At 58.1% G+C, this 24,919-nt stretch carries 25 protein-coding genes and 1 riboswitch; of the genes, 13 read left to right on the top strand and 12 right to left on the bottom strand.

Annotated elements, in window-relative coordinates; genetic code table 11:
- Positions 1 to 64 precede the first annotated feature (64 nt).
- Complete coding sequence (locus ACP15S_RS15400) at positions 65 to 1,249, top strand: CgeB family protein (RefSeq protein ID WP_425040527.1); 1,185 nt, start codon at positions 65 to 67, stop codon at positions 1,247 to 1,249.
- A 10-nt stretch (positions 1,250 to 1,259) separates the two neighbouring features.
- On the opposite strand, the gene ACP15S_RS15395 is transcribed toward ACP15S_RS15400, so the two are convergent.
- Positions 1,260 to 2,144, bottom strand: coding sequence for a glycosyltransferase family 2 protein (locus ACP15S_RS15395; protein WP_425040526.1), 885 nt, complete (start codon positions 2,142 to 2,144; stop codon positions 1,260 to 1,262).
- 215 nt (positions 2,145 to 2,359) lie between these two features.
- Between ACP15S_RS15395 and ACP15S_RS15390 the strand changes: the two genes are divergently transcribed.
- Positions 2,360 to 3,136, top strand: a complete 777-nt coding sequence (locus ACP15S_RS15390) for a hypothetical protein (protein ID WP_425040525.1) — start codon at positions 2,360 to 2,362, stop codon at positions 3,134 to 3,136.
- A gap of 73 nt (positions 3,137 to 3,209) precedes the next feature.
- Positions 3,210 to 4,226: an NAD-dependent epimerase/dehydratase family protein gene (locus ACP15S_RS15385; protein ID WP_425040524.1), complete on the top strand. Its 1,017-nt coding sequence runs from the start codon at positions 3,210 to 3,212 to the stop codon at positions 4,224 to 4,226.
- Positions 4,227 to 4,244: 18 nt separating this feature from the next.
- Here the strand turns inward: ACP15S_RS15385 and ACP15S_RS15380 are convergent, their stop codons facing one another.
- Positions 4,245 to 6,293, bottom strand: a complete 2,049-nt coding sequence (locus tag ACP15S_RS15380) for a hypothetical protein (protein WP_425040523.1) — start codon at positions 6,291 to 6,293, stop codon at positions 4,245 to 4,247.
- Between the two features lie 447 nt (positions 6,294 to 6,740).
- On the opposite strand from ACP15S_RS15380, the gene ACP15S_RS15375 reads away from it, so the two are divergent.
- Positions 6,741 to 7,712: a UDP-glucuronic acid decarboxylase family protein gene (locus ACP15S_RS15375; RefSeq protein ID WP_425040522.1), complete on the top strand. Its 972-nt coding sequence runs from the start codon at positions 6,741 to 6,743 to the stop codon at positions 7,710 to 7,712.
- A 119-nt stretch (positions 7,713 to 7,831) separates the two neighbouring features.
- Here ACP15S_RS15375 and ACP15S_RS15370 read toward each other — a convergent pair whose 3' ends face one another.
- Together ACP15S_RS15370 and ACP15S_RS15365 are read right to left on the bottom strand one after the other, a co-directional pair.
- Positions 7,832 to 8,536 (bottom strand): winged helix-turn-helix domain-containing protein, encoded by a 705-nt coding sequence (locus ACP15S_RS15370; RefSeq protein WP_425040521.1) that lies wholly within the window; start codon positions 8,534 to 8,536, stop codon positions 7,832 to 7,834.
- Positions 8,508 to 8,783 (bottom strand): hypothetical protein, encoded by a 276-nt coding sequence (locus ACP15S_RS15365; protein WP_425040520.1) that lies wholly within the window; start codon positions 8,781 to 8,783, stop codon positions 8,508 to 8,510. The genes ACP15S_RS15370 and ACP15S_RS15365 overlap by 29 nt, the downstream gene beginning before the upstream one ends.
- A 197-nt stretch (positions 8,784 to 8,980) precedes the next feature.
- Between ACP15S_RS15365 and ACP15S_RS15360 the strand changes: the two genes are divergently transcribed.
- The 3 genes from ACP15S_RS15360 to ACP15S_RS15350 all read left to right on the top strand — a co-directional run bounded on the left by ACP15S_RS15360 (position 8,981) and on the right by ACP15S_RS15350 (position 11,417).
- Positions 8,981 to 9,388, top strand: a complete 408-nt coding sequence (locus ACP15S_RS15360; RefSeq protein ID WP_425040519.1) for a hypothetical protein — start codon at positions 8,981 to 8,983, stop codon at positions 9,386 to 9,388.
- A gap of 192 nt (positions 9,389 to 9,580) precedes the next feature.
- Complete coding sequence (locus tag ACP15S_RS15355) at positions 9,581 to 10,213, top strand: ribonuclease HII (RefSeq protein ID WP_425040518.1); 633 nt, start codon at positions 9,581 to 9,583, stop codon at positions 10,211 to 10,213.
- Positions 10,214 to 10,301: 88 nt separating this feature from the next.
- On the top strand, positions 10,302 to 11,417 hold the full coding sequence (locus ACP15S_RS15350; RefSeq protein ID WP_425040517.1) for a site-specific DNA-methyltransferase: 1,116 nt from the start codon (positions 10,302 to 10,304) through the stop codon (positions 11,415 to 11,417).
- A 111-nt stretch (positions 11,418 to 11,528) separates the two neighbouring features.
- Here the strand turns inward: ACP15S_RS15350 and ACP15S_RS15345 are convergent, their stop codons facing one another.
- Positions 11,529 to 11,966 carry a DUF4399 domain-containing protein gene (locus tag ACP15S_RS15345; RefSeq protein WP_425040516.1) on the bottom strand — a complete coding sequence of 146 codons (438 nt, stop codon included), beginning with the start codon at positions 11,964 to 11,966 and terminating at the stop codon, positions 11,529 to 11,531.
- Between the two features lie 238 nt (positions 11,967 to 12,204).
- Here ACP15S_RS15345 and ACP15S_RS15340 point away from each other — a divergent pair, with 238 nt between their 5' ends.
- Genes ACP15S_RS15340 through ACP15S_RS15330 form a run of 3 tightly spaced genes read left to right on the top strand, consistent with a single transcriptional unit; the run spans position 12,205 to position 14,283 of the window.
- Positions 12,205 to 13,074, top strand: coding sequence for a DMT family transporter (locus tag ACP15S_RS15340; protein WP_425040515.1), 870 nt, complete (start codon positions 12,205 to 12,207; stop codon positions 13,072 to 13,074).
- Between the two features lie 57 nt (positions 13,075 to 13,131).
- The gene (locus tag ACP15S_RS15335) at positions 13,132 to 13,845 is read left to right on the top strand and encodes a cytochrome c biogenesis CcdA family protein (protein WP_425040514.1); all 714 of its coding nucleotides are present in this window, start codon (positions 13,132 to 13,134) and stop codon (positions 13,843 to 13,845) included.
- 18 nt (positions 13,846 to 13,863) lie between these two features.
- Positions 13,864 to 14,283 carry a thioredoxin family protein gene (locus ACP15S_RS15330; RefSeq protein WP_425040513.1) on the top strand — a complete coding sequence of 140 codons (420 nt, stop codon included), beginning with the start codon at positions 13,864 to 13,866 and terminating at the stop codon, positions 14,281 to 14,283.
- A gap of 56 nt (positions 14,284 to 14,339) precedes the next feature.
- Here the strand turns inward: ACP15S_RS15330 and aroC are convergent, their stop codons facing one another.
- Positions 14,340 to 15,443 (bottom strand): chorismate synthase, encoded by a 1,104-nt coding sequence (aroC, locus tag ACP15S_RS15325; RefSeq protein ID WP_425040512.1) that lies wholly within the window; start codon positions 15,441 to 15,443, stop codon positions 14,340 to 14,342.
- Positions 15,444 to 15,533: 90 nt separating this feature from the next.
- A riboswitch (TPP riboswitch) is annotated at positions 15,534 to 15,654 on the top strand.
- A 41-nt stretch (positions 15,655 to 15,695) separates the two neighbouring features.
- Here aroC and ACP15S_RS15320 point away from each other — a divergent pair.
- Genes ACP15S_RS15320 through ACP15S_RS15310 form a run of 3 tightly spaced genes read left to right on the top strand, consistent with a single transcriptional unit; the run spans position 15,696 to position 18,833 of the window.
- A complete protein-coding gene (locus ACP15S_RS15320) occupies positions 15,696 to 16,676 on the top strand; it encodes a thiamine ABC transporter substrate-binding protein (RefSeq protein WP_425040511.1) in 981 nt (326 codons plus the stop codon).
- Complete coding sequence (locus ACP15S_RS15315) at positions 16,652 to 18,148, top strand: thiamine/thiamine pyrophosphate ABC transporter permease ThiP (RefSeq protein ID WP_425040510.1); 1,497 nt, start codon at positions 16,652 to 16,654, stop codon at positions 18,146 to 18,148. The genes ACP15S_RS15320 and ACP15S_RS15315 overlap by 25 nt, the downstream gene beginning before the upstream one ends.
- Positions 18,135 to 18,833, top strand: coding sequence for an ATP-binding cassette domain-containing protein (locus ACP15S_RS15310; protein WP_425040509.1), 699 nt, complete (start codon positions 18,135 to 18,137; stop codon positions 18,831 to 18,833). Before ACP15S_RS15315 ends, ACP15S_RS15310 begins: the two co-directional genes overlap by 14 nt.
- 86 nt (positions 18,834 to 18,919) lie before the next feature.
- On the opposite strand, the gene ACP15S_RS15305 is transcribed toward ACP15S_RS15310, so the two are convergent.
- The 6 genes from ACP15S_RS15305 to ACP15S_RS15280 all read right to left on the bottom strand — a co-directional run bounded on the left by ACP15S_RS15305 (position 18,920) and on the right by ACP15S_RS15280 (position 24,917).
- A complete protein-coding gene (locus tag ACP15S_RS15305; RefSeq protein ID WP_425040508.1) occupies positions 18,920 to 19,720 on the bottom strand; it encodes a cytochrome c1 in 801 nt (266 codons plus the stop codon).
- A gap of 15 nt (positions 19,721 to 19,735) precedes the next feature.
- Complete coding sequence (locus ACP15S_RS15300) at positions 19,736 to 21,082, bottom strand: cytochrome b (protein WP_425040507.1); 1,347 nt, start codon at positions 21,080 to 21,082, stop codon at positions 19,736 to 19,738.
- Between the two features lie 11 nt (positions 21,083 to 21,093).
- Entirely contained in the window at positions 21,094 to 21,675 is a 582-nt protein-coding gene (petA, locus tag ACP15S_RS15295) for a ubiquinol-cytochrome c reductase iron-sulfur subunit (RefSeq protein ID WP_425040506.1), read from the bottom strand.
- A 184-nt stretch (positions 21,676 to 21,859) separates the two neighbouring features.
- Entirely contained in the window at positions 21,860 to 22,468 is a 609-nt protein-coding gene (locus ACP15S_RS15290; RefSeq protein WP_425040505.1) for a glutathione S-transferase, read from the bottom strand.
- A gap of 75 nt (positions 22,469 to 22,543) precedes the next feature.
- A complete protein-coding gene (locus tag ACP15S_RS15285; RefSeq protein WP_425040504.1) occupies positions 22,544 to 23,677 on the bottom strand; it encodes a M48 family metallopeptidase in 1,134 nt (377 codons plus the stop codon).
- A gap of 4 nt (positions 23,678 to 23,681) precedes the next feature.
- The gene (locus ACP15S_RS15280) at positions 23,682 to 24,917 is read right to left on the bottom strand and encodes a DUF898 family protein (protein ID WP_425040503.1); all 1,236 of its coding nucleotides are present in this window, start codon (positions 24,915 to 24,917) and stop codon (positions 23,682 to 23,684) included.
- Between the last annotated feature and the right edge of the window lie 2 nt (positions 24,918 to 24,919).

The raw sequence follows: 24,919 nt of genomic DNA, 5'->3' as shown, positions 1-24,919 counted from the left end.
TGGCAATGCTAACAAGTCCACGGTCATTTTTCCAATTCCGAATCAAATCATTGTGGAACCGAATATGAGAATTGTGCATTACAACGCTGGTGGCCCGGAGTTTACCGGTCGCGAATTTCAATATGACGCGCACCACGCCCATATGATTGATGAGTTGCGCAAGCGGGGCCATGACGTGTTGCACGTCAATCCCGCCGCGCTGCTCGGCCGCTATGGGACGCGCGCGGAATATGGCGACGTCACAGTGCAGGCCGTCAAGGAATTTGCGGATGCCGGCGGATGTGATCTCTTTTTCTCAACAGCGGTGGACCACTCTTTTGATCCTGAGACAGCTCGCGAGATTTCCAGATTGGGCATCCCGACGGTCAATCTTGGTATGGATGATCTCTCGCATCCCTTTCGCGTCAAAGAGGTGACATCCGCATTTGATCTGGTCTGGACGACCGACGTTCGGGCCATGCCACGGCTCAAAAAATACGGGGCGCGCAATCTGGTCCATATGCCCTATGGGGCGAACCCCAATATTTTCTACCCTGTCTCCGAGCCGGATTTCGAACGGGCGATCGTGTTTATCGGCGCATGCTACGGCGCGCGCAGCCGCGCTATTGCAATGTTGGCGCAGGCGGATGTCCCGATCCGGGTGTATGGGACATCTCCAATGGATATCTATGGCGATGATGCGAAGTCCCTGCCCGCCTTGCGCGGTTTGTTCTCGTATCGCGACGGATGGCATCGCGCGTTTCAAAGCATGGCATTTCACGAGGGCCGCACAATTGTGCGCGCCGCGTTGCTGCGCACTGTGGAGAACACGCTCAAGGACCTGCCGGAAAAACACCCTAAGAAAGGCAATGTCGAATACCGACAGGGGCCGTCTTTCGAAGATTGGTCCCGCGTTATGGGCGGCCGTGCACTCTCGCTGGGCTCGCTTGAACTGGCGTCCACCTTTGTGCTGAGCAAACCGATCACTTTTATCCGGTTTCGGGAATTTGAAGCGGCGATGTGCGGCGCGGCGCATCTGGTCAATTACAATGAAGAACTGGCCAGCTACTTCGCCCCTGACAAGGAAATGATCTTCTTTGAAAGCTTTGAGGAGATGATCGACAAAGCCCGGTTCTGGCTCCATCCCGACAGAGATGGCGCGCGCCAGAAGATGCGCGAAGCGGTGCGCGCGTCAGCCCTTGGCGCACATACCTGGTCCCACAGGTTTCAGGCCTGTTGCGACCATCTGGGCATTCATCAAACCGTGTAAACGGCCAGGCTCAGAGTCTGCCGGATGGCGACCATGAGACACGCTTGCGATAGGCACGGATCAAGGGCCCCATGATCTTGTGATCTTCAAGACGGTGCAAAAACGCCGTGTGATCGGACAATTCATCAAAGAGCCGCGCCAATTCTTCCGCTTTTGCCTGAACAGCATCCGGCCCGGCATCCGCAGCCTCTTGCAGGTCGCGGGCAAGAATGCCTGCCAGATTACGCTTTCGCTCAGCGCGAGACGTCTCGACCGAGGAAAGCGATTTCGACACATCGTGCATCCGGTAAAGGCCACAGACCCGATCGGTGACAATGCATGGCGCGGCCTTGTGCATGCGCTGCCACAGGCCAAGGTCCATCGTGTAGTGGAAATGCGCATCAAACGGGCCAGCCGCCTCCCACATCTTGGCGTTCCAGAAAACTGATTGTGTGGGGATCCATTTGAGCGCCCAGAGGTAAAACGTCGCGTCGTTGACCTCGTCTACTGTGCGCGTGAAATAGACACCGCCCTTTTCATCAATCAGATCAGCCGCCCCGACGCACCATTGCGGCCTGCTGAGATCTGTCAGCAGCCCCGCGACATGGCGCAAGGTGCCGGGCGGCATGGGATCATCGGCATTGGCCCAGTAGTGCAGATCTCCCGTGGCCATCTCGAAACCCTTGTTGATGGCATCGCTCTGGCCGTTGTCGGGCTCGCTGACCCACCGGATTTTATCCCCGTACGTCTCCAACAAGGCCACCGTGCCATCCGTACTGCCGCCATCGGTAATGATGAATTCGAAATCCGGGTAATCCTGCGCCAATACGGAGTCGATCGTTTCCTTGAGATAGGCGACGGTGTTGTAGCTTGGCAGGACAATACTGAACTTTGGAAAATCTGATTGTGTGCTCATCGATATGCTCTTCTTGCTCAACCCGGAACAATTCGGGCTGCATCATCGGCCTGTTCATACCCGAGCGCTCAACGAATGGCACGCGTTGGATTTCGCCGGTGCCAGCGCAGGGCCTTGGCGCGTTTGCGCTGGCCCTGCGGCGGCGCTTGTGATCAAACGGAGATCGGGTATTTTGAGCATTTTACAGGCCCGCCATAGTTTTGAAGGACGGTCATTTGACATCGCAGACCAGACGCAAACCCGGCCCCAAATACGAGGGCCTCAGAATTACCCGGGAATTCGAGGTCCAGTCCCGCACGCCGAAATCCTTGCGCAAGCGGATCAAGGGCTTGCTGGCCTATCTGCCAGCCTCCCACACTCTGCGTCTACTGGCCTATTGGTCCGATCTGCGCGTCTGGAAAAAACAATACCTCTCGGCAGATACCCCCGCCTATGAGCACCGCTACGGCATGTGGCAGGATCTGATGGCGCAAATCCTGCCTGACCGCATTGCTTATCTCGAGTTTGGCTGTGCGAATGGTGAGATTGTTGAATATTGGGCAGAGCACAACACACATCCCGACAGCCGCTTCTGGGGCTTTGATACGTTCACGGGCATGCCCGAGGAATGGAAGGGGCTGGGCTGGAAGGTCGAGGAAGGTGCGTGGTCGCAAGGAGGTGAGCCGCCACAACCGATGGATCCGCGCGTGGGCTATGTCAAAGGACGTTTTCAGGACAGCGTTGAAGGGTTCATCGAGCGTGAGGCGCCATTTGACCTCGATGTCGATCATTTCGTGATCCATATCGATGCCGATCTCTACTCAGCCACATTGTATGTATTGGTCATGATGCGCCCCATCCTTGATCGAGCGACGGTCCTGTTTGACGAATTTGACTGCGTTCTGGATGAAATGCGCGCCCTCGACGATTTTTGTCGCTCATTTGGGTTGCAATACAAGGTCTTGGCGACAGCGGCCTCTTGTGAAAAGATTGCAATTCAATTTATCAAGTAACCGTTTTACGAATTATACGTATTTGACCAAACAGAGTTTTCGCCCGCGCGGCGTTGGGGACAAGGACTAAAAGATGGATTGGAACGGAGCACGGGTGCTGATTACCGGCGGTGCGGGCCAGATCGGCTCAAACCTGACCGAGCGCTTGATCGGAATGGGCGCGGAAATCACGGTGGCCGATAATCTGTGGCGCGGCAAAGAGCGCAATCTGTTGAAAAACGGCGCGCCAATGATCGACATGGAGCAACAGTTCCACCGGGTGGATCTCGCCGACAAGGAGGCCTGCGAAACCGTGTGCAAAGGCCAGGATGTTGTCATTCATCTGGCCGACGTCGTGGCGGGGATCAACTTTGTATTCGGCAACCAGTATTTCCTGTTCAACAAGAACGCGTTGATCGACAACAACATGATCCAGTCGGCTCTTGATGCCGGTGTATCCAAATATGTCTATGTCGGGTCCGCCTGTTCTTATCCGGCTGACAAACAGGCCGTCCTTGATCCACCGCCTTTCAAGGAAGATGACGTCTACCCGGCTTTGCCCGAGAGCGCCTATGGCTGGTCCAAGCTCATGGGTGAATATCTCTGCCAACTCGCAGGTGAAAGCGGCAAGATGGAAACCGGAGTCCTGCGGTTTCATAACGTCTACGGCCCGCGCTGCGAAATGAGCCCGGAGAAAAGCCAGGTTATTCCTGCCTTGATCCGCAAGGCGATCCGCCATCCGCAGGAAGAATTCGTCGTTTGGGGATCAGGGGCGCAAAGGCGCGCGTTTGTCTATGTGGACGATGCGGTCGATGGTTTGGTGCGCGTGGTCGAGCGCGGCATGGGCAAAGGCGCCATTCAAATCGGTCCGGACTTTTCCACATCGATCAAGGAAGTGGCCGAGCACGCTGTCGCCGCATCGGGCCGCGATATCGAGATCACCTTCGACACGACGAAGCCAGAGGGCGACATGGATCGCGCCGCAGATTGGACCAAAGCCAAGGACATTCTGGGTTGGGAGCCTACAGTTGACGTCGCCGAAGGCATCAAGCGCACCTATGCCTGGTGCGATGCAGAGCTTAAAGCTCTGGGAAATGACGGTCCGGCTTAACGCCGGACCAACGATTCATCACAAAATGACATCATCCGCCGTCAGGCTTTCTGCGGTCACACCCGCGAGGAAATACGTGCCGCCGCCGTCGACGTAGAGGAGCATATCGTTGTCCACTGTGACGGCTGCATCCTGCACATCGGAAAATGTCTCAAACGACAGGTTGTTGAGATCAAGGCGATCTACGCCCACTTCATAATCCTCGACGAATCCCATGCCGGAATTGGCCGCGAAGATGAATGTGTCGGCCCCTGCGCCACCGATGGCCAGATCAGAGCCATTCATCGCGATGCGGTCGTCGCCGTCACCCCCAAAGATGATGTCATCCCCGGTGCCGCCGCTCAATGTATCATCCCCGGCGCCACCATCAACGAAATCGATCCCGGCACCGCCGCGCAGAAGATCATCCCCCGCATCACCAATGACCATATCGTTGCCGTCGCCAGCATCGATATCGTTATTGCCGGTGTTGCCCATGATCGTATTGTCATCGCTCGCGCCAGTGGCTCCGATATCGCTCGTCCCATCGAGAATTAGGATCTCAAGGTTGGCCGACATCGTGAATGTGGCGCCTGAGGAAACAACATCCACGCCGCCGCCAGACAATTCGATCACCGAGTCGTCAGATGAATCCACGATATAGAAATCGTCACCCTGACCGCCGATCAAGGTATCGGATCCGCCACCGCCGGTCAGCGTGTCTGCGCCTTCCAGCCCGGTCAAAACATTGTCGGCGGCATTCCCGATCAGGTAATCATGGAAGGCTGTGCCCGTACCGTCGATATTGTCGCCGCCGTCCAGCAGAAGCATTTCAACATTGTCAGCCAACGTCGTGGAAACGAGCGAAAACATGACATCATAGCCTTCGTCTTCGACCTCAACCACGCGGTCTCCCGTTTGTTCGATGAGGTAGATGTCATCCCCGGTGTATCCGATGAACGTATCGTCTTCGACAGATCCGCTCAGGAAATCCGCCCCTTCGGTGCCAACGAACACATAATCATCCGCACTGCGGCCTGTCACATCGCGCCATGCCGTCAGAAGCTGAGGATCACTGTCACCGTCGCGCAAGTAGATCTCGTTTTCCCAGCCCGAATTCTGGATGGCATCCCAATCGCCTTCCCGGCTGCCCAATCGGGGCACACCATAAACCTCCTCTGCGGCCGGGAAGTCCGAAATCGTAACCGCGCCGACATTGTCATACCCGTCCAATATACTGAGCGCGGATTGCAGCGCATTTGGATCATCGGTTTGTGTGATACCGAACTCGGGAATGAAGAACGGATTGTCAGACACGGCATCCCAGGCCGCATAGCCCGCATCGAGACTGGCAGAGATGCCCGACGGCGTGTCTGAGTAGACGCTTTGACCAACCCAATCGATATACTCATCGCCCGGATAGTATTGATCCGGCGAATTCGTCTCGCCATTGGCCATGTAGTCAGAGGCCATATACATATACCAAGTGACGTTGTCGGCCCCTTCCGCGCGGAAGATGTCGATCACATGCTTGAAAACGTCTTTCATTCGCTCTGGCCCATCCAGCAAAGCCGGATCGCCGTAGGCGCCGCGCGGGTCTTCCTGAACGCCGCGATAGCTCGCACCATCAGCACCATAGGCCAGTTCTGCCGCGGAATTGACCTCTCCGAAGAGCGTCATCATCAAAGGCGTATCAAGGGCGGCCGTCTGCTGAGCGACTTCACGAATGTAGTCGTCGTAGGTGCCATCCAGAATGGCCTGCACACCGATGGCAGGCTTTTCCTCGCCCGTGTAGTATCCTTCGATTTCCGGATCAAAGGACATCGGGTCCCAGGATACAGCAAGAATTTGCCCCTGCTTGGACAAATCCACGACAGTTTGCTGAATAGAACTGCCGACAAGCGGGTTTTCATCGGTGAAGTTGAGCATACTGCGGCCGCCAGCACTGTCGGGCAGCGTCCAGTCAGAATGGACATGGACAATCGCAGGGTTCGCCCCCGAGGACTTGAACGCCTGAGCGTTCTGTGTGGCCGGTGCAGAAGTGAATACGCCGAGGTAAGGCGCATTCTGTGCTGCGACTACTTTCATGACATTCTCCAACGCGCGACGAGGCGCAAATAACGTTCCTGTATCTAAGCCCCGTCGCGCCTGAAACGTGCAAGCCCCCATGAAGCACCCATGGTACGGCAAGCAATCAGGATATCTCAAACAGGACGAACCTTAGTCATGTCTGAGGATTTCGAACGGCAGCTCTGCTCGAATTCTGATGCGACTGTGTCGTGTACCCCTGTCTAAAATATGGCTGAGACCGTACGAAGCCGGGCAAATTAATGGCGGAAACAAACAGTTTTCATCAAACCCAATACTTGCACAAAGTCTAGAGCCAGCGCAGTAATGGGCACGCATAACCTCATGTTGCGTTGTTTATAGTGTTGAGTTGCCGCGCTTATTTCCGCGCATTGAGCTCCATGAAACGATCCAGTGATCGTATTTTCGGGCCCACATCGATAGTATTAGCCCGGCAAGGAAGTCCGCATGCCAAATTACAAAAGTGCCTACAAACGCATCCTGGTCTCTGGCGGGGCGGGTTTCATAGGCTCACATCTGATCGACAGGTTGCTGGAGCAAGGGCACGAAGTTTTGTGCGCCGACAATCTCTTCACGGGCTCGAAGAGAAATCTCGATCATCTCCATGATAATCCCCGCTTCGAGTTCATGCGCCACGACGTGACCTTCCCGCTCTATGTCGAGATTGACGAGATCTACAATCTGGCCTGTCCCGCCAGCCCCGTGCACTACCAGCACGACCCGGTTCAAACGACCAAGACATCCGTTTCCGGCGCGATCAACATGCTGGGCCTCGCCAAGCGGATGAAGTGTCGCATTTTTCAGGCGTCGACATCTGAAGTCTATGGTGATCCAACCATGCATCCTCAGAAAGAGGATTATTGGGGCAACGTGAATCCGATCGGGACGCGCTCGTGTTATGATGAAGGCAAGCGCTGCGCAGAAACCCTGTTCTTCGATTACCATCGTCAACATGGCCTCGACATCAAGGTCGCGCGTATTTTCAACACCTACGGCACACGGATGCATCCAGCAGACGGCCGCGTCGTCTCAAATTTCATTGTGCAAGCCCTCAAGGGCGACCCAATCACGATCTACGGCGAAGGTCAGCAAACGCGATCCTTTTGTTATGTCGATGATCTGGTCGAAGGGTTCATTCGATTGATGGCAACAGGGACCGACATCACCGGCCCGATGAACCTCGGCAATCCTGTCGAATTCTCTATCCGCGAACTGGCGGATCATGTGCTTGATCTGACGAATTCAAGCTCCAAGCTGGTCTTCGAACCGTTGCCCGATGACGATCCGCAACAGCGCAAACCCGATATCAGCTTTGCCAAGGACGCCCTGGATTGGGAGCCCCAGGTGCAGTTGCGTGAAGGGCTGGTCAAGACCATCGGATATTTCGATCATCTCCTAAGGCAAAATTACGCATTGTAAGCAAAACGAAGGCGGGGCGACACAGCACTGCCTTTCTCTGCTGAAAATATCTCGGGGGAGCAGAGCCCCAGCCACGGCACCCCGCCACGGCGACACGCAGAGCCGCGGCGCAACAATACTCAGATAACCTTGATCACATCTTTCCCAACCGAGAGCATGTAGCCCTTCTTCGCGATGTTCTTCACCAATAGCGCAGACACAAGCTGATTGCCCAAAGCATCCCGCAAACGCTTTATCCGCGTCGCACCAGCCGCCTCATCGCAATCCGCCTCCGCTTTTCCCGAGAGAATGGCCTCGATCTGAACGCCCGACAGTACTTCATCATCGAGCCGCGCTTCCGCGAGAACGGCAAGCGCCTCCATGCCTGCATCTGTCAGCTTGAACCCCATATTGTTGAGGTAAACTGTCTTTTCGTCTCGCGAAATCAGCAGGGAGTTAACCTGTATCCCCGCCCGTTCGATCTGCGCCATCCGGCGCCCCATCGCAACGAGCTGGACGATGAAAACCAAGGCCGCAATCAAAAGCGCCGTTGCAAAGAGCAACAGCACAAAAATGACCATGCGGTAGCTCTGCAAAACATCCTGAAACGCGGTACCGGATTGCGCCAAGATCTCGAGCAATTTGATCTCTGCTTGCGCTTTCAGATCATCATTCTCGACAAACAACGCCTCCACACGCGCATTGAATGCATTGGCATCAGGCAAGGACACAAAGAGCAACACCGCAGCCACCAGCAAGACGCCTACGATGGCTACAAGACCAAACCCAACGACGCGCGCGCTGCTGCGGCGTGCGTCAGTAGCGGAGGTAGAATCGTCCAGCATTCTCTGCCCTTTCCGCCAACCCGCTTTCATCAAAGACGCCCAGCACGTTCAGCAAAGTCCAACCCTGCCGGGCAAGACGCCCCTGCAACTCGTTGGCCGCACCCGCTCGGGAGCACTCGGCCACTTGCGCAACACCATAATGCAGCCGCAACGGGCTGTCCTTTTTGGCTTTGTAATCGGCATAACATGCCGCCTGAGCACCGCTCGCCAGCACAACGAGCCCCATTATCAAGAGTATCTGTTTCATGCGGGCAACCTGACGGGGCGCGCGATGTTTTTCAATAACAACGCCGCTTTGGCCTGGCTGATATCCGATAACACCGCGCTGTTATTGCCTGTCTGAGCGCATGCCGCCGAGGGTTGGGGCATCCCAAACGCGGTGCGCTGCCTGTGCCGCGATATCTCAAAAGGAGACACCTCATGTCCAAGACTTTCATCGCCACAGTGCTCGCCGCATCTCTCGCCGTCACATCAATTTCGGCAACGCCGGCGCGCGCCGAACTGAACGACATTGAAAAGCTCATCTTTGGCGCAACGACACTGTTTATCCTCGGCGCCGCAATCGAGGCCGAAAAACGCGACAACAAAAAGTCGAAGAAGCACAAGAAGCATTCCTCGAAGAAATCAGGGAAGAAGCACGCCAAAGCCCCCTTGCCCCGGTTCTGCCTGCGCACGGTGCGCTCTTATCAAGGGGATCGCCGCCTCTTCGGACAGCGCTGCTTGCAAAACAACTACCGGCAGGTGAATGCGCTGCCGGGCCGTTGCAAAACCTTTGTCCAAGGCCCGCGCGGGACGCGCATCGGCTACCGCCCGCGCTGCCTGAAGAATGCGGGCTACCGCGTGCGCGGATAACGCCAGACACCCCGGCGCGCGGAGCGACATCTCTGTGGGCTGGGGCGAGCAGGGCCGAGGTCCGTCCCCTATCACAACCTCGGTCAGAGCCCGGAACATGCGCCCCATGTTCCGGGTTTCTTTTGGCGCGCAACGCAGCCCGTTGCAGCACAGTCAATTGCCAAAACCTGCCTCACATTGCACAACTGCCCCATGCAACTGCCCGATTTCTCCGTTGAACGCGATGCCATGGCACATGGTTATGACCGCATTGCGGGTGTCGATGAGGTCGGCAGGGGGCCATTGGCAGGCCCTGTCATGGCTGCTGCGGTCATCCTCGACCCCAACCACCTTCCCGATGGCCTCAACGACAGCAAAAAGCTCTCCGCCAAACGGCGCAATGCGCTTTTGGAACATATCTCAGCCCATGCCGACGTCGGGATTGGCGAGGCGAGCGTTGAGGAAATCGACACGCATAACATTCTGCGCGCCTCTCACATCGCCATGATGCGCGCTATTCGTGCCCTGCCGGAGGCGCCCGATTATGTCCTGATCGACGGCAATATGATACCCCGTGGCTTGAACCTGCCGTCGTCTGCCCTCGTGAAAGGTGACAGCCGTTCAATCTCCATCGCAGCGGCTTCAATTGTGGCCAAAATCAGGCGAGATCATGTCATGCAGACATTGGCGCAACACCATCCCGGCTATGGCTGGGAAACCAACGCCGGATATCCAACAAAATGTCACAAACAGGCCATGGAAAATCTTGGGGTCACCCCACACCATAGACGGAGCTTCAAACCGGTCCACAATATATTGTGTCGAGAGAAAAACATAACCTCTTGATTCAAAAAAGAATTTGACCACGAATCAGCTGTGACTCATTCTGTCCTCAACCAAACGAGCGCAAAAGCGCCGGGGACTGAGGCAGAAAATGACGAAGATGACCAAGCTCAAGAGCGCAGACGCGCTCCCTCTCAACACGATTCTGAGCGGCGATTGCATCGAAGCAATGGCCTCTCTCCCTGCGGACAGCGTCGATCTGATCTTCGCAGATCCGCCCTATAACCTTCAGCTGAAAGGTGAGCTGCATCGCCCCGACAATTCCAAGGTGGATGCGGTGGACGATGAATGGGATCAGTTTTCTTCTTTCAAAGCCTATGACACCTTCACCAAGGCTTGGCTGAAAGAGGCGCGCCGCATTCTCAAGCCCAATGGTGCGATCTGGGTCATCGGCTCGTACCACAATATCTACAGGGTTGGCGCAGCACTTCAGGATGCGGGTTACTGGATCTTGAATGATGTGGTCTGGCGCAAGTCCAACCCCATGCCCAATTTCCGCGGCAAGCGCTTTACCAATGCTCATGAAACCATGATCTGGGCATCCAAGGCCGAAGGCGCCAAGTACACGTTTAATTATGAGGCGCTAAAAGCGCTCAACGAGGGCATCCAGATGCGCTCCGATTGGGTTCTGCCGATTTGCAACGGTGGCGAGCGTCTCAAGGACGACGAGGGCAACAAAGCCCATCCCACGCAGAAGCCCGAAAGCCTCCTGCATCGCATTCTCGTTGGTTCCACGAACCCCGGCGATATCGTGCTCGATCCCTTCTTCGGCACCGGGACAACCGGCGCAGTGGCCAAGATGCTGGGGCGCGACTGGATCGGTATCGAGCGCGAAGCAGCCTATCGTGACGTCGCAATGAAACGGATCAGCAAAGTGCGCAAATTCGATCGCGAAGCACTGATCGTCTCCGCCTCCAAACGGGCCGCACCCCGTGTGCCGTTCGGCCAATTGGTGGAACGAGGCATGCTGCGTCCGGGAGAAGAGCTCTACTCCGTCAACAACCGACACAAAGCAAAGGTTCGCGCCGACGGCACTTTGATCGGAGACGATATCAAGGGCTCTATCCATCAAGTGGGTGCCGCGCTGGAAGGGGCACCTTCCTGCAACGGCTGGACCTATTGGCATATTCGCCGCGATGGCAAAACGATCCCGATTGATCTTTTCCGCCAGCAAATCCGCGCAGAGATGGGCGAACGCGAACACTAAGGTTTCTTGAACACCGCCGGTGCCACGCCCCCCAAGCGCGTGCGCACCACACCTCACCCCGCCGATTCCGGCGGGGTTTTTTTGTCAAACCGCCCTGAAGACGTCTGAGCTTTACTCGACCACGATGGTGATCACGTCTGACATGACCGGCGGAACATGCGGCACATGAGCAGCATCGCCCAGGACAAGCTGGAGCGTATGCGTCCCTGCTGGCAGATCGAGCGTCACCTCAGTCTGTCCCCCACCGAAATGCCGCAGATTTTCCGTCGCGGGCATGGAGTAGATCAATTCATCTGCCCCATCTTCGCCCTGCCCCAATGCCGGACGGTTGATGAGTAAGTGATGGTGGCCGGTGTTCTCCTGCTCGATCCCGGCCGGAGCAACACCCATGCCCTTCAGCCCAAAGTGCAACGTCACAGGCGAGGCAACCGTGGCACCGTCGGCCAATCCTACAAAATAGACCTCGGCGCCTTCCGCCGAAGGTGTTTCCTGCGCCAATGCAGCGCTCGCGGACAGAGCAAAGCCAGCGGCCAAAATGAGTTTTTTCACTTTTCAATCCTCCCTATAGGCCCCAAGACCTAGGTCGCGAAGTCAAAACGTCCCGCTCAAGCGGACCTATCGCTTCTTGTGCACACGGAAACGTCCTCGGATAACATCATGAATGGCCGTACTTTTGGGCGCGCCGAAATCGCCTGCACGTTCAGGCAAATCGAGCCCACACGCAGGCACAGCCCTCGCGGCAGAACAGCCCTTTCTTTCGCCGCCAGCACAACATAACGTCGCCGCTATGAACTTGCGTGCAATCCTTATGGGCCTCGCCTTTGTTGTGATGTGGTCCTCGGCTTTTACCTCCGCGCGCATTATCGTGGCGCAAGCGCCGCCCATGGGCACCCTTGCGGTTCGTTTCATCATTTCCGGCCTGATCGGTATGGGCCTCGCCTATCTTTTGGGCGAGCGGCTGCGCTTTACACCCGCGCAATGGCGCGCCATCGTCATCTTCGGTCTGTGTCAGAATGCGCTGTATCTGGGGCTGAACTTTATTGCCATGCAGTCGGTGGAGGCGTCACTGGCCTCCATCATCGCCTCCTCGATGCCGCTTTGGGTTGGGCTTGCGGGCTGGATACTCTTTCGCGAACGTCTGACCCCCATGGCCATTGCCGGGCTGGTTGCGGGCATGATCGGCGTCGCTCTGATCATGGGCGCGCGCCTCTCGTCAGGCGTGGATCTCTTTGGGCTGGGTCTCTGCGTGGCCGGTGTTCTGGCTTTGACGGTGGCCACGTTGTCCGTCACGGGGGCCTCTTCGGGCGGAAATGTCCTGATGGTGGTGGGCGCCCAGATGCTTGTGGGTGCTGCGGCGCTCGCGCTGGCCTCACTGGTTTTGGAACGCCCCTATGTCGTAGCGGTCACACCCTCGCTCATTGCCGCTTTCGTCTACACAACACTGGTGCCGGGCCTGCTGGCGACGTTTGTCTGGTTCAAACTGGTGGGCATGATCGGTGCCATTCGTGCGGCAACCTTTCACTTCCTCAACCCGTTCCTTGGCGTCGCCATCGCGGCGTTGGTGTTGGGCGAGGCCATAGGCCCGCTAGACTTCCTAGGCGTCGCCATCATCATGGGCGGCATTCTGGCTGTGCAATTGTCCAAGGCGCAGCGATAACGCGGGCTCACGCGGATTTCATGTGACATTTCAAAAGCCCTGCGACAGTTTGCCCGCATGGAATTTTTGCTCGCCTATGCCGCCGGTTTGCTCACGCTGATCAATCCCTGCGTTGTCCCCGTCTTGCCCATCGTGCTGGCCTCTGCCGCACAAGCGGGACGTGGGGGCCCCGCCTATCTGGCGCTAGGGATGGCCGCGAGCTTTGTCGTACTGGGCCTGAGCGTCACCGCCTTCGGGCATTTGATTGGTCTGGACGCAGATAGCCTTGCTCGCGCCGGTGCGCTCGTGATGATCGCGTTCGGAGCGATCCTGCTGGTTCCCAAACTGTCAACGGCTTTTTCAACGGCCACAGCAGGTGTCGCCGCCAGCGCAGACAGCACCATGTCCCGCATGGAGGGCACGTCACCCGCGGGGCAATTGGCAGGGGGCGCCTTGCTTGGCGCGGTTTGGTCGCCCTGCATCGGGCCGACGCTGGGCAGTGCCATAGCCTTGGCATCCCAAGGCGAAAGCCTGCTACGCGCGGGCAGTATCATGGCCTTTTTCGCGGCCGGCGTCGCGACCCTGATCCTCGCTCTGGGCTATGGTGCGAAGGGCATTTTGCAACGCAACCGCGAGGCATTCCAGCGCATCGCAAACGCGTCCCGCCCATTGCTGGGCGTCACCTTTGTCGTCGTGGGCCTCTCGCTCTACTTTGGCTTGCATCACGTGATCGAAATCTGGGCGTTGGATAACCTGCCGCCCTGGCTCGTCGATTTATCCGTTTCCATATAACCAACCAAAGAGGACCTGATGGACCGTAGAACATTCATGATCACCGCCAGCGCTGGCGCTGCGGCAATGACCCTTCCGCAAGTTGCGTCAGCTGCCGCACTGGACTATCGCCCCGGCCTTCTGAAAGAGCGGCTCGACGCGGGCGACACCGTTCTGCTCGATTTCAAGGCAAGCTGGTGTGGCACATGCCGGGCGCAGGGTCGTGCCATTGAAGCGCTGAAGAAGGAAAACGCCGCCTATGGCGAGCGCATTACCTTTATCAATGTGGATTGGGACACCTATGGCAGCAGCGAAATGGCCAAGCGGCTCAAGATCCCGCGGCGGTCGACACTGGTTGTCATGAAAGGCGATGAAGAGCTTGGCCGGATCGTCGCGGAAACGCGCAAGGAACGGATCAAGTCCCTGATGGATACCGCCCTGAACGCGGCCAGCGCCTGAACCCAAAGGCACTCATGATCAAAGCGCACCCCGCTTCAGGGGTGCGCCTCGGAACATCATCCGATCCGGCCCTGGTTCTCACCGACATGCCCCCGGTGGAGCAACATGTGATCTAGGATCACACAGGCCATCATCGCCTCCCCAACCGGAACAGCGCGGATACCAACACAAGGGTCATGGCGGCCCTTGGTGATGATCTCGGTGTCCTCGCCCGCTTTGGTGATCGTCTTTCTGGTCGACAGGATGGATGAGGTCGGCTTCACCGCGAAGCGCACCACGATATCCTGCCCTGTTGAGATACCGCCCAGAATGCCACCAGCATGATTGGAATTGTAGACAGGCCCATCCGGCCCCATGGTGATCTCATCCGCGTTCTCGGTTCCGGTGAGCCCCGCAGCTGCCATACCCTCACCAATCTCAACACCTTTGACCGCGTTGATGCTCATCATGGCAGCGGCAAGATCCGTGTCGAGCTTGCCGTAAATCGGCGCGCCCAGACCAGCGGGCGCACCTTGCGCCACAACTTCAATGACAGCGCCCACAGAATTATGCGCATCCTTGCGCAGATGGGTCAGATACGCCTCCCACTCCGATACAGCCGCCGCATCGGGGATCCAGAAGTCATTTCGGGCAATCTCATCCCAGTCAAACCGGGCGCGATCGATGTGCTTCTCGCCCATTTGTGTCATGTAACCCGTAATGCTGAGATCGGGCGCAAGCTGTGCCAGCGCGGCCCGGGCAATACCCCCCGCCGCCACACGTGCGGCTGTCTCGCGGGCCGAAGAGCGCCCGCCGCCGCGATAGTCGCGAATGCCGTATTTCTGCCAGTAGGTGATATCTGCATGGCCGGGCCGGAACTTTTCGACGATATCACCATAATCCTTGGAGCGCTGATCGGTATTGCGGATCAGAAGCTGGATGGGGTGCCCCGTGGATTTGCCCTCAAAAACACCTGAGAGGATCTCGACCGCATCGGGCTCCTTGCGCTGGGTCGTGTTCTTGTTCTGGCCTGGTTTGCGCTTGTCGAGCCAATGCTGGAGAAAGCCCGCATCAATCTCGATGCCGGGCGGGCAGCCGTCTACCGTTGCGCCCAAAGCCGGCCCGTGGCTTTCGCCCCAAGTGGTCACGCGGAAGATATGGCCAAAAGTGTTGAACGACATGGGTTGGCTCCTTTCCGTCTGAGATAATCGCGTGGCCACAGAGCCTCAAGCGGTTTGTCCTTGATGCGGTCAGGAGATCGGTCTACGTCTGAAGATACCTCGGGGTGCTTTGCTCACGGTCTGATTGACCCAAGCAAAGCTGAGATGCGCAAGCGAACCCGTAGAACCTGAACCGGCTAGAACCGGCGGAGGGAAGGTCGGCGCATCAAAGCGCCCCCCAACACCCCCGCCCCCAATGATGGAGTTGCCCTCATGAAGGCCCTTCCCCTCGTTGCGGGACTGTTTCTTGCGACGCAAAGCTTCGCGGAGACCCCCGTTCTCACTGTCTACGCACCCGATTACTTCGCCTCTGAATGGGGCCCTGGCCCCGGCATCGAGGCCGCCTTTGAGGCACGGTGCGGCTGTGATCTCGTTTACAAAACGGGCGAACTTCTGCCCCGCCTGCTGCTTGAAGGGCCGCAAACGGAGGCTGATGTCGCCATTGGCTTCAACACCGATGTGACCAAACGGGCCCGCGAGAGTGGCCTCTTTGCGCCGCATGGCCTCGACACCTCTTCCCTGACGCTTCCTCTGGATTGGTCAGACGACACGTTCCTGCCCTTCAACTACGGGCATACGGCTTTCATCTACAACAACACGCTGGTGTCCGAGCCGCCAAGCTCTTTTGCAGATTTGCTTGAAGCGCCGGATGATCTCCGGCTCGTCATTCAGGATCCGCGTAGTTCGATTTCCGGGCTTGCCCTCGTGCTGTGGGTCAAGGCTGTTTATGGCGACGACGCGGAAGCGGCCTGGGCGAAGCTGGCACCCAAGATCGTGACGGTGACCAAAGGCTGGTCCGAGAGTTATGGCCTTTTCACAGATGGTGAGGCCGACATGGTCCTCAGCTACACCACGTCCCCCGCCTACCACATAATCGCAGAGGAAGACCTGACGAAATCCGCCGCGATTTTCCCTGAAGGCCACTACTTCATGGTCGAGCTGGCCGCCAAGCTCAAGGGCACGGACAATTCCGAACTCGCCGATCAGTTCATGGCCTTCATCCTGACGGAAGAATTCCAGTCCATGATCCCGACGTCGAACTGGTCTCTCCCCGCGGCCCTGCCGCAAGACAAATGGCCGGAAGGGTTCCAAACCCTGCCCTTGCCAGACAAGGTCTTGTTCTACACCGAGGACGAAGCGGCAGCGCTTCGTGATGAGGCGATCGAGGCATGGCGCAGCGCGCTCTCGCAATAATCGCAGCGCTGATCGTTGCGGGGCTGGTCATTGGCCCCGTGGCGAAGGTTCTGCATACGGGCGGCAGTCTTGCCGCCCTGACCGTGGGTGATTGGGCAGCGCTGCGCTTCACGATATGGCAAGCCGCTCTGTCTGCGGCCCTGTCTGTCTGCTTCGCCATCCCTGTGGCCCGCGCCCTCGCCCGGCGTCATTTTCCCGGGCGTGGCCTCTTGATCTCGATCATGGGCGCCCCCTTTATTCTCCCGGTCATCGTGGCCATCCTTGGGCTTCTGGCGGTTTTTGGAGGCAATGGTTGGGTAAACGCCATTTTGGGTGCGGTTGGTGCGCCGCGCATTGATATCTACGGCTACCATGGCGTCATCCTTGCGCATGTTTTCTTCAACCTGCCGTTGGCCGTCCGCATGATCTTGCAGGGATGGCTGGCCATTCCAGCCGAACGTCTTCACGTGGCCGCAAGCCTCGGCGCGCCCGTTGGGCGTGTGTTGGAGCGCCCCATGCTGTGGCAAGTCTGTCCGGGGGCGTTTGCGATCATTTTTGTGATATGCACCGGGTCTTTCGCTGTCGCGCTGACGCTGGGCGGCGGCCCCCGGGCAACGACGGTAGAGCTCGCAATCTATCAAGCCTTCAAATTCGATTTTGACCTCTCTCGCGCGGCAACGCTGGCAATGGTGCAGCTCGGGCTGGGCCTCACGGCAGGGGCGCTGGCACTCCGGCTTGCGCGGACCGAAGGCTTCGGCGCCGGTTTTGATCGCGTGGTGCAGCGATGGGACGGGCACGCCGGGGTCGATGCGATCTGGATCGCGCTGGCATCTGCCTTTCTGCTCCTCCCCCTTGCCGCAGTGGTCCTCTCCGGCGCGCCCGGGCTCGCGCTCCTGCCTTCGTCAGTTTGGGACGCCACGCTTCGGTCTGTAGTGCTTGCGCTAGGCGCGACAGCTTTGACAATTTGCTTCGCTTTGGCGCTGGTCAGCCGCGCAGGCGAAATGGCGTCGCTTCTCGGAATATCAGTCTCCGGACTTGTCTTAGGCACCGGGCTGTTTCTGTTGCTTCGGCCATATGTCCGCCCAGGCGACGTGGCCCTACCCGTCACCATGCTTGTCAACGTGCTGATGGCGCTGCCCTTCGCGTTGCGCATCCTGAAACCGGAAGTCGATGCGGCCCGGGCCGACTTCGGACGTTTGGCCGACGCCTTGGGGCTTTCGGTCTATGCGCGTTGGCGTATCATCTACCTGCCGCGGCTGCGTCGCCCCTTGGGCTTTGCGGCCGGCCTCACAGCAGCCCTGTCCATGGGCGATCTTGGGGTAATCACGCTTTTCGCCGATGGCGACAGCGCGACGCTTCCACTCCAGATCTATCGGTTGATGGGAAGCTACCAGATGGAAGCGGCACAAGGTGCGGCCTTGCTGCTTCTTGCGCTGAGCCTGCTTCTGTTTTGGGTGTTTGATCGCGGAGGGCGCGCCGGTGTTGAAGCTTGAAAACATCACACTCAAACAGGGCAGCTTTTCCCTCGCAGCCGACGTTCAGTTTGGTCCCGGCGTAACAGCCATACTCGGCCCGTCAGGGGCCGGAAAATCAACTGTTTTGAGTGCGATTGCAGGTTTCCTGACACCATTTTCAGGCGACATAACCTGGCACGGAATTTCTCTCTTGCGCCTATCCCCAGCGCGGCGTCCAGTTGCGATGCTGTTTCAGGATAACAACCTGTTTCCACATCTGACCGTTACGGAAAATCTTGCGCTGGCCCTGACGCCCAAGCGCCCAACCAGTCACCACCTTGATCAAATCAGTGCCGCTTTGTCGAAAGTCGCCCTCAATGGCCTGGAGAAGCGCAAGCCGCGTGAGCTATCTGGCGGTCAGCAAAGCCGCGTCGCATTGGCCCGTGTGCTGCTGCAAAACAGGCCTGTTCTTTTGCTTGATGAGCCATTTGCGGCGCTGGGTCCGGCGCTGAAGAAAGACATGCTTGACCTCGTTGCACACATCGCGGCGCAACAGGACCTCACCTGCCTGATGGTCACACATGATCCAGCAGATGCAGCACGCATTGCGCATCAGACGAGCGTTGTCTCGCGCGGCGTGCTGTCAGAACCCAAGCCAACGAAAGACCTACTCTCAAACCCACCCCCTGATCTCGCGGAATATCTCGGGCAGGCGCCGTCCTGAGGTCCCAGAGCGAACCCGGAAACGCAAACGCCCCGCACGGATTTCCGTGCGGAGCGTTCCAATTCTACAAAGCATCGCTCAGCGCATTACGCGCTTTGCTTGGCTTTCTTTTTGATAGGTGCCCAGATGCGCTTGTTGGTCAAGTACAGGAGCACAGAGAGAACCGTCAGGAAGAGGAAGCCCACAAAGCCTGCCTCCTTACGCGCCATCATCTTCGGCTCAGCGGTCCACATCAGGAAGGCTGCAACATCTTGACTGACATGGTGCAAATCCGTTGAGTGACCGTCGGCATATTCGACATCATCACCATAGAGCGGCGGCGCCATAGAAATCCAACCACCGGGGAAGGCCTTGTTCTCATAGAGAATGATGCCGGCTTCCTCTTTTTCCTCACCAGTATACCCGGTCAGCAGGGAGGCGATGTATTCCGCGCCGCCCATACCTTTGAAGAATTGGTTGATGCCCAGACCGTATGGTCCGTGGAAACCAGCACGTGCCTTGGCCATCATAGACAGGTCAGGGGCTCCGGCGCCGTTGTTGGCAGGAAAGTTGTCTGTGGGGCGAGCAGCACGGAAGTCTTCCAGCACCTCGTCATAGACCTCGAAGTTTTGCTCCGCGTAAGCGCGCACCTGGTCTTCCGGCAGTGCCGGTCCACCCGCGTCACCCAGCGTCCGCAGCGGCACGTATTGCAGGCCATGGCAGGACGCGCAGACTTCCGTGTAGACCTGCAAGCCGCGCTGCAGCTGCATCTGGTCATAGGAACCAAAGGGGCCTTCGAACGAGAAGTCGAAGTCCTCGATATGCGTATCGTAAGCACCCGCCGCGGAGGCAGCCCCGGCCGTGAGGCCGAGTGCTGCAATAACGGAGAGGGTAAGGTTCTTTAACATGATTATCCCGTCCTCTTATTCAGCGGGTTGCTGTGCTGGGGCACCAGATGCACCCGCAGACGCCGCCATTTTACCGTTGAAATCGTCCTCGATTGTTTCCGGTGGTGTCAGCGGCTTTTCGATGACGCCCAGAAGCGGGAGGATGACAAGGAAGTAGGCAAACCAGTACGTGGAGCCAATCAGAGCGATGTAGGGGTAAATCCCTTCAGCAGGCATCGCACCAACCCATGTCAGAACAACGAAGTTCACGACAAAGAGCCAGAACCACCACTTGAACATGGGGCGATAGCGGCCCGAACGCACCGAGGAGGTATCCAGCCAGGGTGCCAGCGCCATCACGGCAATCGCGCCAAACATCGCAAGCACGCCGAAGAACTTCGCATCAACGATACCGAAGGTCACCCAGTCGACGAGGATCACAAGCCACACTTCAGTGTCGAAGGCGCGCAGGATCGCGTAGAAGGGCAGGAAGTACCATTCAGGGACGATATGTGCCGGCGTCGCGAGGGCGTTTGCCTCGATGTAGTTGTCAGGGTGGCCAAGATAGTTCGGCATGAAGCCCACAACCGCGAAGAACACCGCGAGGATAATCGCCAGAGCGAAAAGATCCTTGATCACGAAGTAGGGCCAGAACGGCACCGTGTCTTTCTCGGCATCTGCTTTCGACGTGCGGCGCACTTCAACACCGGTCGGGTTGTTGTTGCCCGTGGTGTGGAAGGCCCAGATATGCACGATCACAAGACCAGCAATCACGAAGGGCAGCAGATAGTGCAGCGAGAAGAAGCGGTTCAGCGTGGCATTGTCCACCGCAGGTCCGCCAAGCAACCATGTCTGGATGCCTTCACCGATGAACGGGATCGCGCCAAACAGGCCGGTGATCACGGTCGCGCCCCAGAAGGACATCTGACCCCATGGCAGCACGTAGCCCATGAAGGCCGTGCCCATCATCAGCAGGTAGATCAGCATGCCGATGATCCATGTGACCTCACGCGGCGCCTTGTAGGAACCGTAGTAGAGACCGCGGAAAATATGGGCATAAACCGCCACGAAGAAGAGCGAGGCGCCGTTCATGTGCAGATAGCGGATGAAGTGGCCGCCGTTCACGTTGCGCATGATATGCTCAACGGATGCAAAGGCGTAATCCACATGCGGTGTGTAATGCATCGCCAGGATCACCCCGGTGATGATTTGCAACGCGAGACAGAACGTCAGGACGATACCCCAAATCCACATCCAGTTCAGGTTCTTCGGTGTGGGGATCATGATTGTGTCGTACAGCAAACCGACAACGGGCAGGCGGCGATGCAGCCACTTTTCGCCCGAAGACTGCGGTTCGTAATGGTCGTGAGGAATTCCAGCCATTTTTTGCCTCCTTAACCCAAAAGGATCGTGGTTTCGTCCACGAATTGCGCCGGTGGCACAGGAAGATTCTCCGGTGCGGGCCCTTTCCGGATGCGGCCCGAGGTGTCGTAATGCGATCCGTGGCAGGGGCAGAACCAACCGTGGTAATCCCCGGCGCCATCACCGAGCGGAACGCAACCAAAATGCGTGCAAACACCCATTTGTACGAGCCATTCACCCGTATTGGTGCCCGAGAAATCCGCCATGGAGCGGTTTTCATCTGTCGCTGGCGCATCATCGCCAGACAAGTTCGGATTGCGTGCGATTGGGTCTACCAGCGCGCTCACGTCCACCTCACGGGCTTCTGTGATTTCTTCTTCCGTCCGACGACGGATGAAAACCGGTTTACCCAGCCAGAGAACCGTAATCTGCGTACCGACTTCGATGTCAGCCACATCAACGCGGATGCTGCTGAGAGCCAGAACATCAGCCGAAGGGTTCATCTGGTCTACGAGCGGCCAAACTGCGGCGCCCGTGGCAACCGCACCTGCGCCTGCAGTGGCATAGTAGAGAAAGTCTCTGCGAGTGCCTTCGTGATCGTCTGCGTGGGACACGAGCGTCTCTCCATTTGTTGTCTAACCATGACTTGCGACCTCCACCTAGGCCACAAGAGTAAAGGCGCACTGAACGTGCACTATATTCCGCGCTGCTAACTAGCGCCCGGGTCTCCAACTTTCCACCGCGCAAAAGCGCGCAGTGCAAATTGCGCCAGAATGTCGCACAATTGCCCTTTCGGTGTCAGTCAGCAGGTACAGTCGCCTGCATGGACGCGCGCGCAGCAAAGCCGTCGTACCACCGGGCCAGAGCATCACGCCCGGCCCGCCAATTGCGCGCGCCGTGACGAAAATCAACGTAGCCCAGTGCGCAGCCCACCGCGATTTGGCCCATGTCCATTGGGCCAGACAAATGACTGATCCAGCGCGTGTTCAAGGCATCACAACTGGCCTCGATTTTTGACCATTGCGCCTCAACCCACGTCTCCCAGCGTTTGTCCTCGGGCCGCAGCCGACTTTCATAGGTCATCAGCAGCGCGGCATCGAGCATCCCATCTGCCGTGGCCTCCAGTGTGAGCGTCTCCCAGCGCCGGGGACCTTCGGGATAGAGCCGACCGCCGCCTCGTGCATCCAGAAATTGGCAAATGACACGGCTATCGTAGAGCGTTGCACCCTCGGGGCGTTCAAGAGCAGGGATCTTCATCAAGGGGTTCTTTGCCTGCAGCCCCGCCGTGGGATTGTTGGGCGCTGTGCTTGAAGTGACTTGCTGGACGGCATCCAGTTGATCGGTTTCGTGCAAAAGGACGAGAATTTTTCGCACATAGGGCGATGTCGTGCTGGAATAGAGAATCATCTGGGTGCTCCCCGCTGAGTTTTCGGCCAGTTTAGGGTCGGCCTTCATCCCTGCAAGCGCAGCCAGATTGCGGCGTCAGAGCGCTTCGCGATTGGCACAGATGGTCTTCAGGTCGGTCCAGAGCGGCTCAACGAGCGCAGGTGTCGTGCCGTCCTGCATCGCCGCGTTTTGGCGAGCCCGCTCCGCTCGCCCGCCCGGCTCAGGATGAGACATGAGATATTCAGGCACTCGAAAACTCTCATGGTCATGCGCGATCTGGGCAAAAAAGGCTCCCAGACCCTCGCTGCTGATGCCCGCCTCGTTCAACATGGTCAGCGCAAAAGTATCCGCGCCGGTCTCCGCCTCTCGCGAGTACGAGGTATTCATCAGATGCTCCCCCATCGCCACCAGGACCGCTCCGCCGGATACGTCGCCCAGCAGAAGCGAAAGCAAACCCGCTGAACCCACACTGCGAAGCGCGGCGCGGGTTGGGTCGCGGTTCATGACATGCCCGATTTCATGCGCCAAGACCGCGGCAACCGCATCCGGCCCCGGAGCCTCTTCGAGCAATCCACGCATCAAGACAACCTGACCACCGGGCGCGGCGAACGCGTTGACCATCGCATGGTCAAAGACCATGACCTCGACGTCATAGTCGAACTCTTTTCCCTGCGTCAGGCGCTCGAGCATGCTGTCGAGGGCGGCGCGCCCTTCGGCTCCCTCACATCGCAAATCCCCCAATTCCGAGCCCCCGAGAAACCGTTCCATCTGGCCCGTAACCGATTTGCCAAACGCGATCTCACGCTCGAGCGGGATCAAACCCGCCAGGGTATTGGCCATGGCGGGCAGCAACACAAACAGCATGACAAGCACGGCACTGACCGAAAGGAGCGCGTTGCGCACCAACCGTTTGCCGGTGCCTTTGGGCACGTCGCGGCGGTACAGATTGGGCCGGGTTTTCTCAAGCCACGCCACCATCTCGGGATCATCCAGCAACAGACGGGCCGGATCGCGCGGCGCTTCATCATCCGTGTCTTGATGACGCGTGAGAATGATCTGTTCGGAAGCAGCATGATCATGGGTCGCGCGCAAATCACTGAGCGCCCAGATCGCGTCCGCAGGCAAGCTCTGCGCCGCAATGACCAGAGCCATCCGATCCTCACTCAGCGCAACGCGCACCTCGTGGCGCGCCGCCGACTTCCCGTCGAAGAAGACGCCACGACCTTGCATCGCCCTAAATCGCACCCCCGATATCGAGCGCATCCGCAAAGCCTTCTGCGTCCGCGCCCTTGTCCGACACACGCTGGGCGATCTCGCCGAAGGCGTCGGGGTTATGGACGGTCAGGGTATTCACATAATGGCCAATAATGGGCTGCACGACGAGCGCGAGCCAGCCTGCCCCCGCAGCAACGAAAATCGCAAAATAACCCAATGCGCCGAACACAACACCGGCGACACCAACCTCCAACGAAGGTTGTTGGCCGGCGAAAACGGCCCCTAGACCCATAACGGCAGCCAGTATCCCGAAAAAGATGGACGTCAGCACCGATATCGCAATCGCGCCAATCACATAGGTGCCAATCACGGTTCCCGTACGCGGCACGGCGGAAAAGGTGATCTCACCATTCAGCACCTTGTGATCCGTCAGGTAACGGAAGGAATGCACTGTGTAGTAGACCCCGCCAATGATCAGCCAGATATAGGCAACCACGCCCAGAGCAATGCCCAGCCCAAAGGCCTCGGTCGACATCATGATGATGCTGAGCACCAGCACCGCCGCGCCAATGAAGAGGTGTTTCATCGCGGGATAGAGCTCTTGCCAGCGGCCTTGTTGCTCAAACCTCGCATCACCGAACCAACTGCGCTCGGTCATGTAGGTCTCAAGCCGGAAGGTCGAAAGCGGCAAGAGCGCGCCAAGCGTCAAGGCAGTCAGCAACCCATAGCCCAAGGCGCGAAAGGCGTAGCCCCAGGCGCCTTTTTCCATGCCAAAGCGAATACTGCGCCAGCGCGTGCGGGCCAACTTGTAGCGCCGGGCGCGATAGACCGCAAAATAAAGCAGCGGCACAACGGCAAGGAAGGACAGATTGATTGCCGTAACCTGTGCAATGGCCTGTTGATTGTTCTGAGGTTCGACGAAAACGGTCAGTCCGAAGAAAAACAGAAGCATCTGAATGACCCCGAGATACACGGCGAGGATCACAATCGCGATCAGAAAGCCCAGAAACTTCTCAAGCCCGGTCCCGGTGTATTCAAATCGCGCACCATCGAGCTCGGTGCTCGACCAGATGTATTTGCGGATGCGCGTTTTTGCCCAAAACCGATAGATGCCTAATGTGATGAGCGTAAGCGCTCCCGTCTTCAGCGCGAGCCTGAACATCGAGGCGCCGTCGCCATGGTAGCGTCCCTCCGCTTTGCTCGGAGGTGTTTCACCTCGGGCCGCGCCCAGAGCGCGTTCAATCATTTGGGACATCG

Origin of the sequence: Primorskyibacter sp. S187A, assembly GCF_049800955.1 — a bacterium.
Taxonomy (GTDB): domain Bacteria; phylum Pseudomonadota; class Alphaproteobacteria; order Rhodobacterales; family Rhodobacteraceae; genus JAKVBH01.
The sequence above is the reverse complement of the archived record's forward strand: the minus strand, read 5'-3'. Positions and strand labels throughout refer to the sequence as shown.

What these genes read in the sequence shown, in the direction of transcription:
- ACP15S_RS15400 (WP_425040527.1), top strand. Translation starts at nt 65, where the DNA reads ATGAGAATTGTGCATTACAACGCTGGTGGCCCGGAGTTTACCGGTCGC.
- ACP15S_RS15395 (WP_425040526.1), bottom strand. Translation starts at nt 2,144, where the DNA reads ATGAGCACACAATCAGATTTTCCAAAGTTCAGTATTGTCCTGCCAAGC.
- ACP15S_RS15385 (WP_425040524.1), top strand. Translation starts at nt 3,210, where the DNA reads ATGGATTGGAACGGAGCACGGGTGCTGATTACCGGCGGTGCGGGCCAG.
- ACP15S_RS15380 (WP_425040523.1), bottom strand. Translation starts at nt 6,293, where the DNA reads ATGAAAGTAGTCGCAGCACAGAATGCGCCTTACCTCGGCGTATTCACT.
- ACP15S_RS15375 (WP_425040522.1), top strand. Translation starts at nt 6,741, where the DNA reads ATGCCAAATTACAAAAGTGCCTACAAACGCATCCTGGTCTCTGGCGGG.
- ACP15S_RS15370 (WP_425040521.1), bottom strand. Translation starts at nt 8,536, where the DNA reads ATGCTGGACGATTCTACCTCCGCTACTGACGCACGCCGCAGCAGCGCG.
- ACP15S_RS15365 (WP_425040520.1), bottom strand. Translation starts at nt 8,783, where the DNA reads ATGAAACAGATACTCTTGATAATGGGGCTCGTTGTGCTGGCGAGCGGT.
- ACP15S_RS15355 (WP_425040518.1), top strand. Translation starts at nt 9,581, where the DNA reads ATGCAACTGCCCGATTTCTCCGTTGAACGCGATGCCATGGCACATGGT.
- ACP15S_RS15350 (WP_425040517.1), top strand. Translation starts at nt 10,302, where the DNA reads ATGACGAAGATGACCAAGCTCAAGAGCGCAGACGCGCTCCCTCTCAAC.
- ACP15S_RS15340 (WP_425040515.1), top strand. Translation starts at nt 12,205, where the DNA reads ATGAACTTGCGTGCAATCCTTATGGGCCTCGCCTTTGTTGTGATGTGG.
- ACP15S_RS15335 (WP_425040514.1), top strand. Translation starts at nt 13,132, where the DNA reads ATGGAATTTTTGCTCGCCTATGCCGCCGGTTTGCTCACGCTGATCAAT.
- ACP15S_RS15330 (WP_425040513.1), top strand. Translation starts at nt 13,864, where the DNA reads ATGGACCGTAGAACATTCATGATCACCGCCAGCGCTGGCGCTGCGGCA.
- aroC (WP_425040512.1), bottom strand. Translation starts at nt 15,443, where the DNA reads ATGTCGTTCAACACTTTTGGCCATATCTTCCGCGTGACCACTTGGGGC.
- ACP15S_RS15320 (WP_425040511.1), top strand. Translation starts at nt 15,696, where the DNA reads ATGAAGGCCCTTCCCCTCGTTGCGGGACTGTTTCTTGCGACGCAAAGC.
- ACP15S_RS15315 (WP_425040510.1), top strand. Translation starts at nt 16,652, where the DNA reads ATGGCGCAGCGCGCTCTCGCAATAATCGCAGCGCTGATCGTTGCGGGG.
- ACP15S_RS15305 (WP_425040508.1), bottom strand. Translation starts at nt 19,720, where the DNA reads ATGTTAAAGAACCTTACCCTCTCCGTTATTGCAGCACTCGGCCTCACG.
- ACP15S_RS15300 (WP_425040507.1), bottom strand. Translation starts at nt 21,082, where the DNA reads ATGGCTGGAATTCCTCACGACCATTACGAACCGCAGTCTTCGGGCGAA.
- ACP15S_RS15290 (WP_425040505.1), bottom strand. Translation starts at nt 22,468, where the DNA reads ATGATTCTCTATTCCAGCACGACATCGCCCTATGTGCGAAAAATTCTC.
- ACP15S_RS15285 (WP_425040504.1), bottom strand. Translation starts at nt 23,677, where the DNA reads ATGCAAGGTCGTGGCGTCTTCTTCGACGGGAAGTCGGCGGCGCGCCAC.
- ACP15S_RS15280 (WP_425040503.1), bottom strand. Translation starts at nt 24,917, where the DNA reads ATGTCCCAAATGATTGAACGCGCTCTGGGCGCGGCCCGAGGTGAAACA.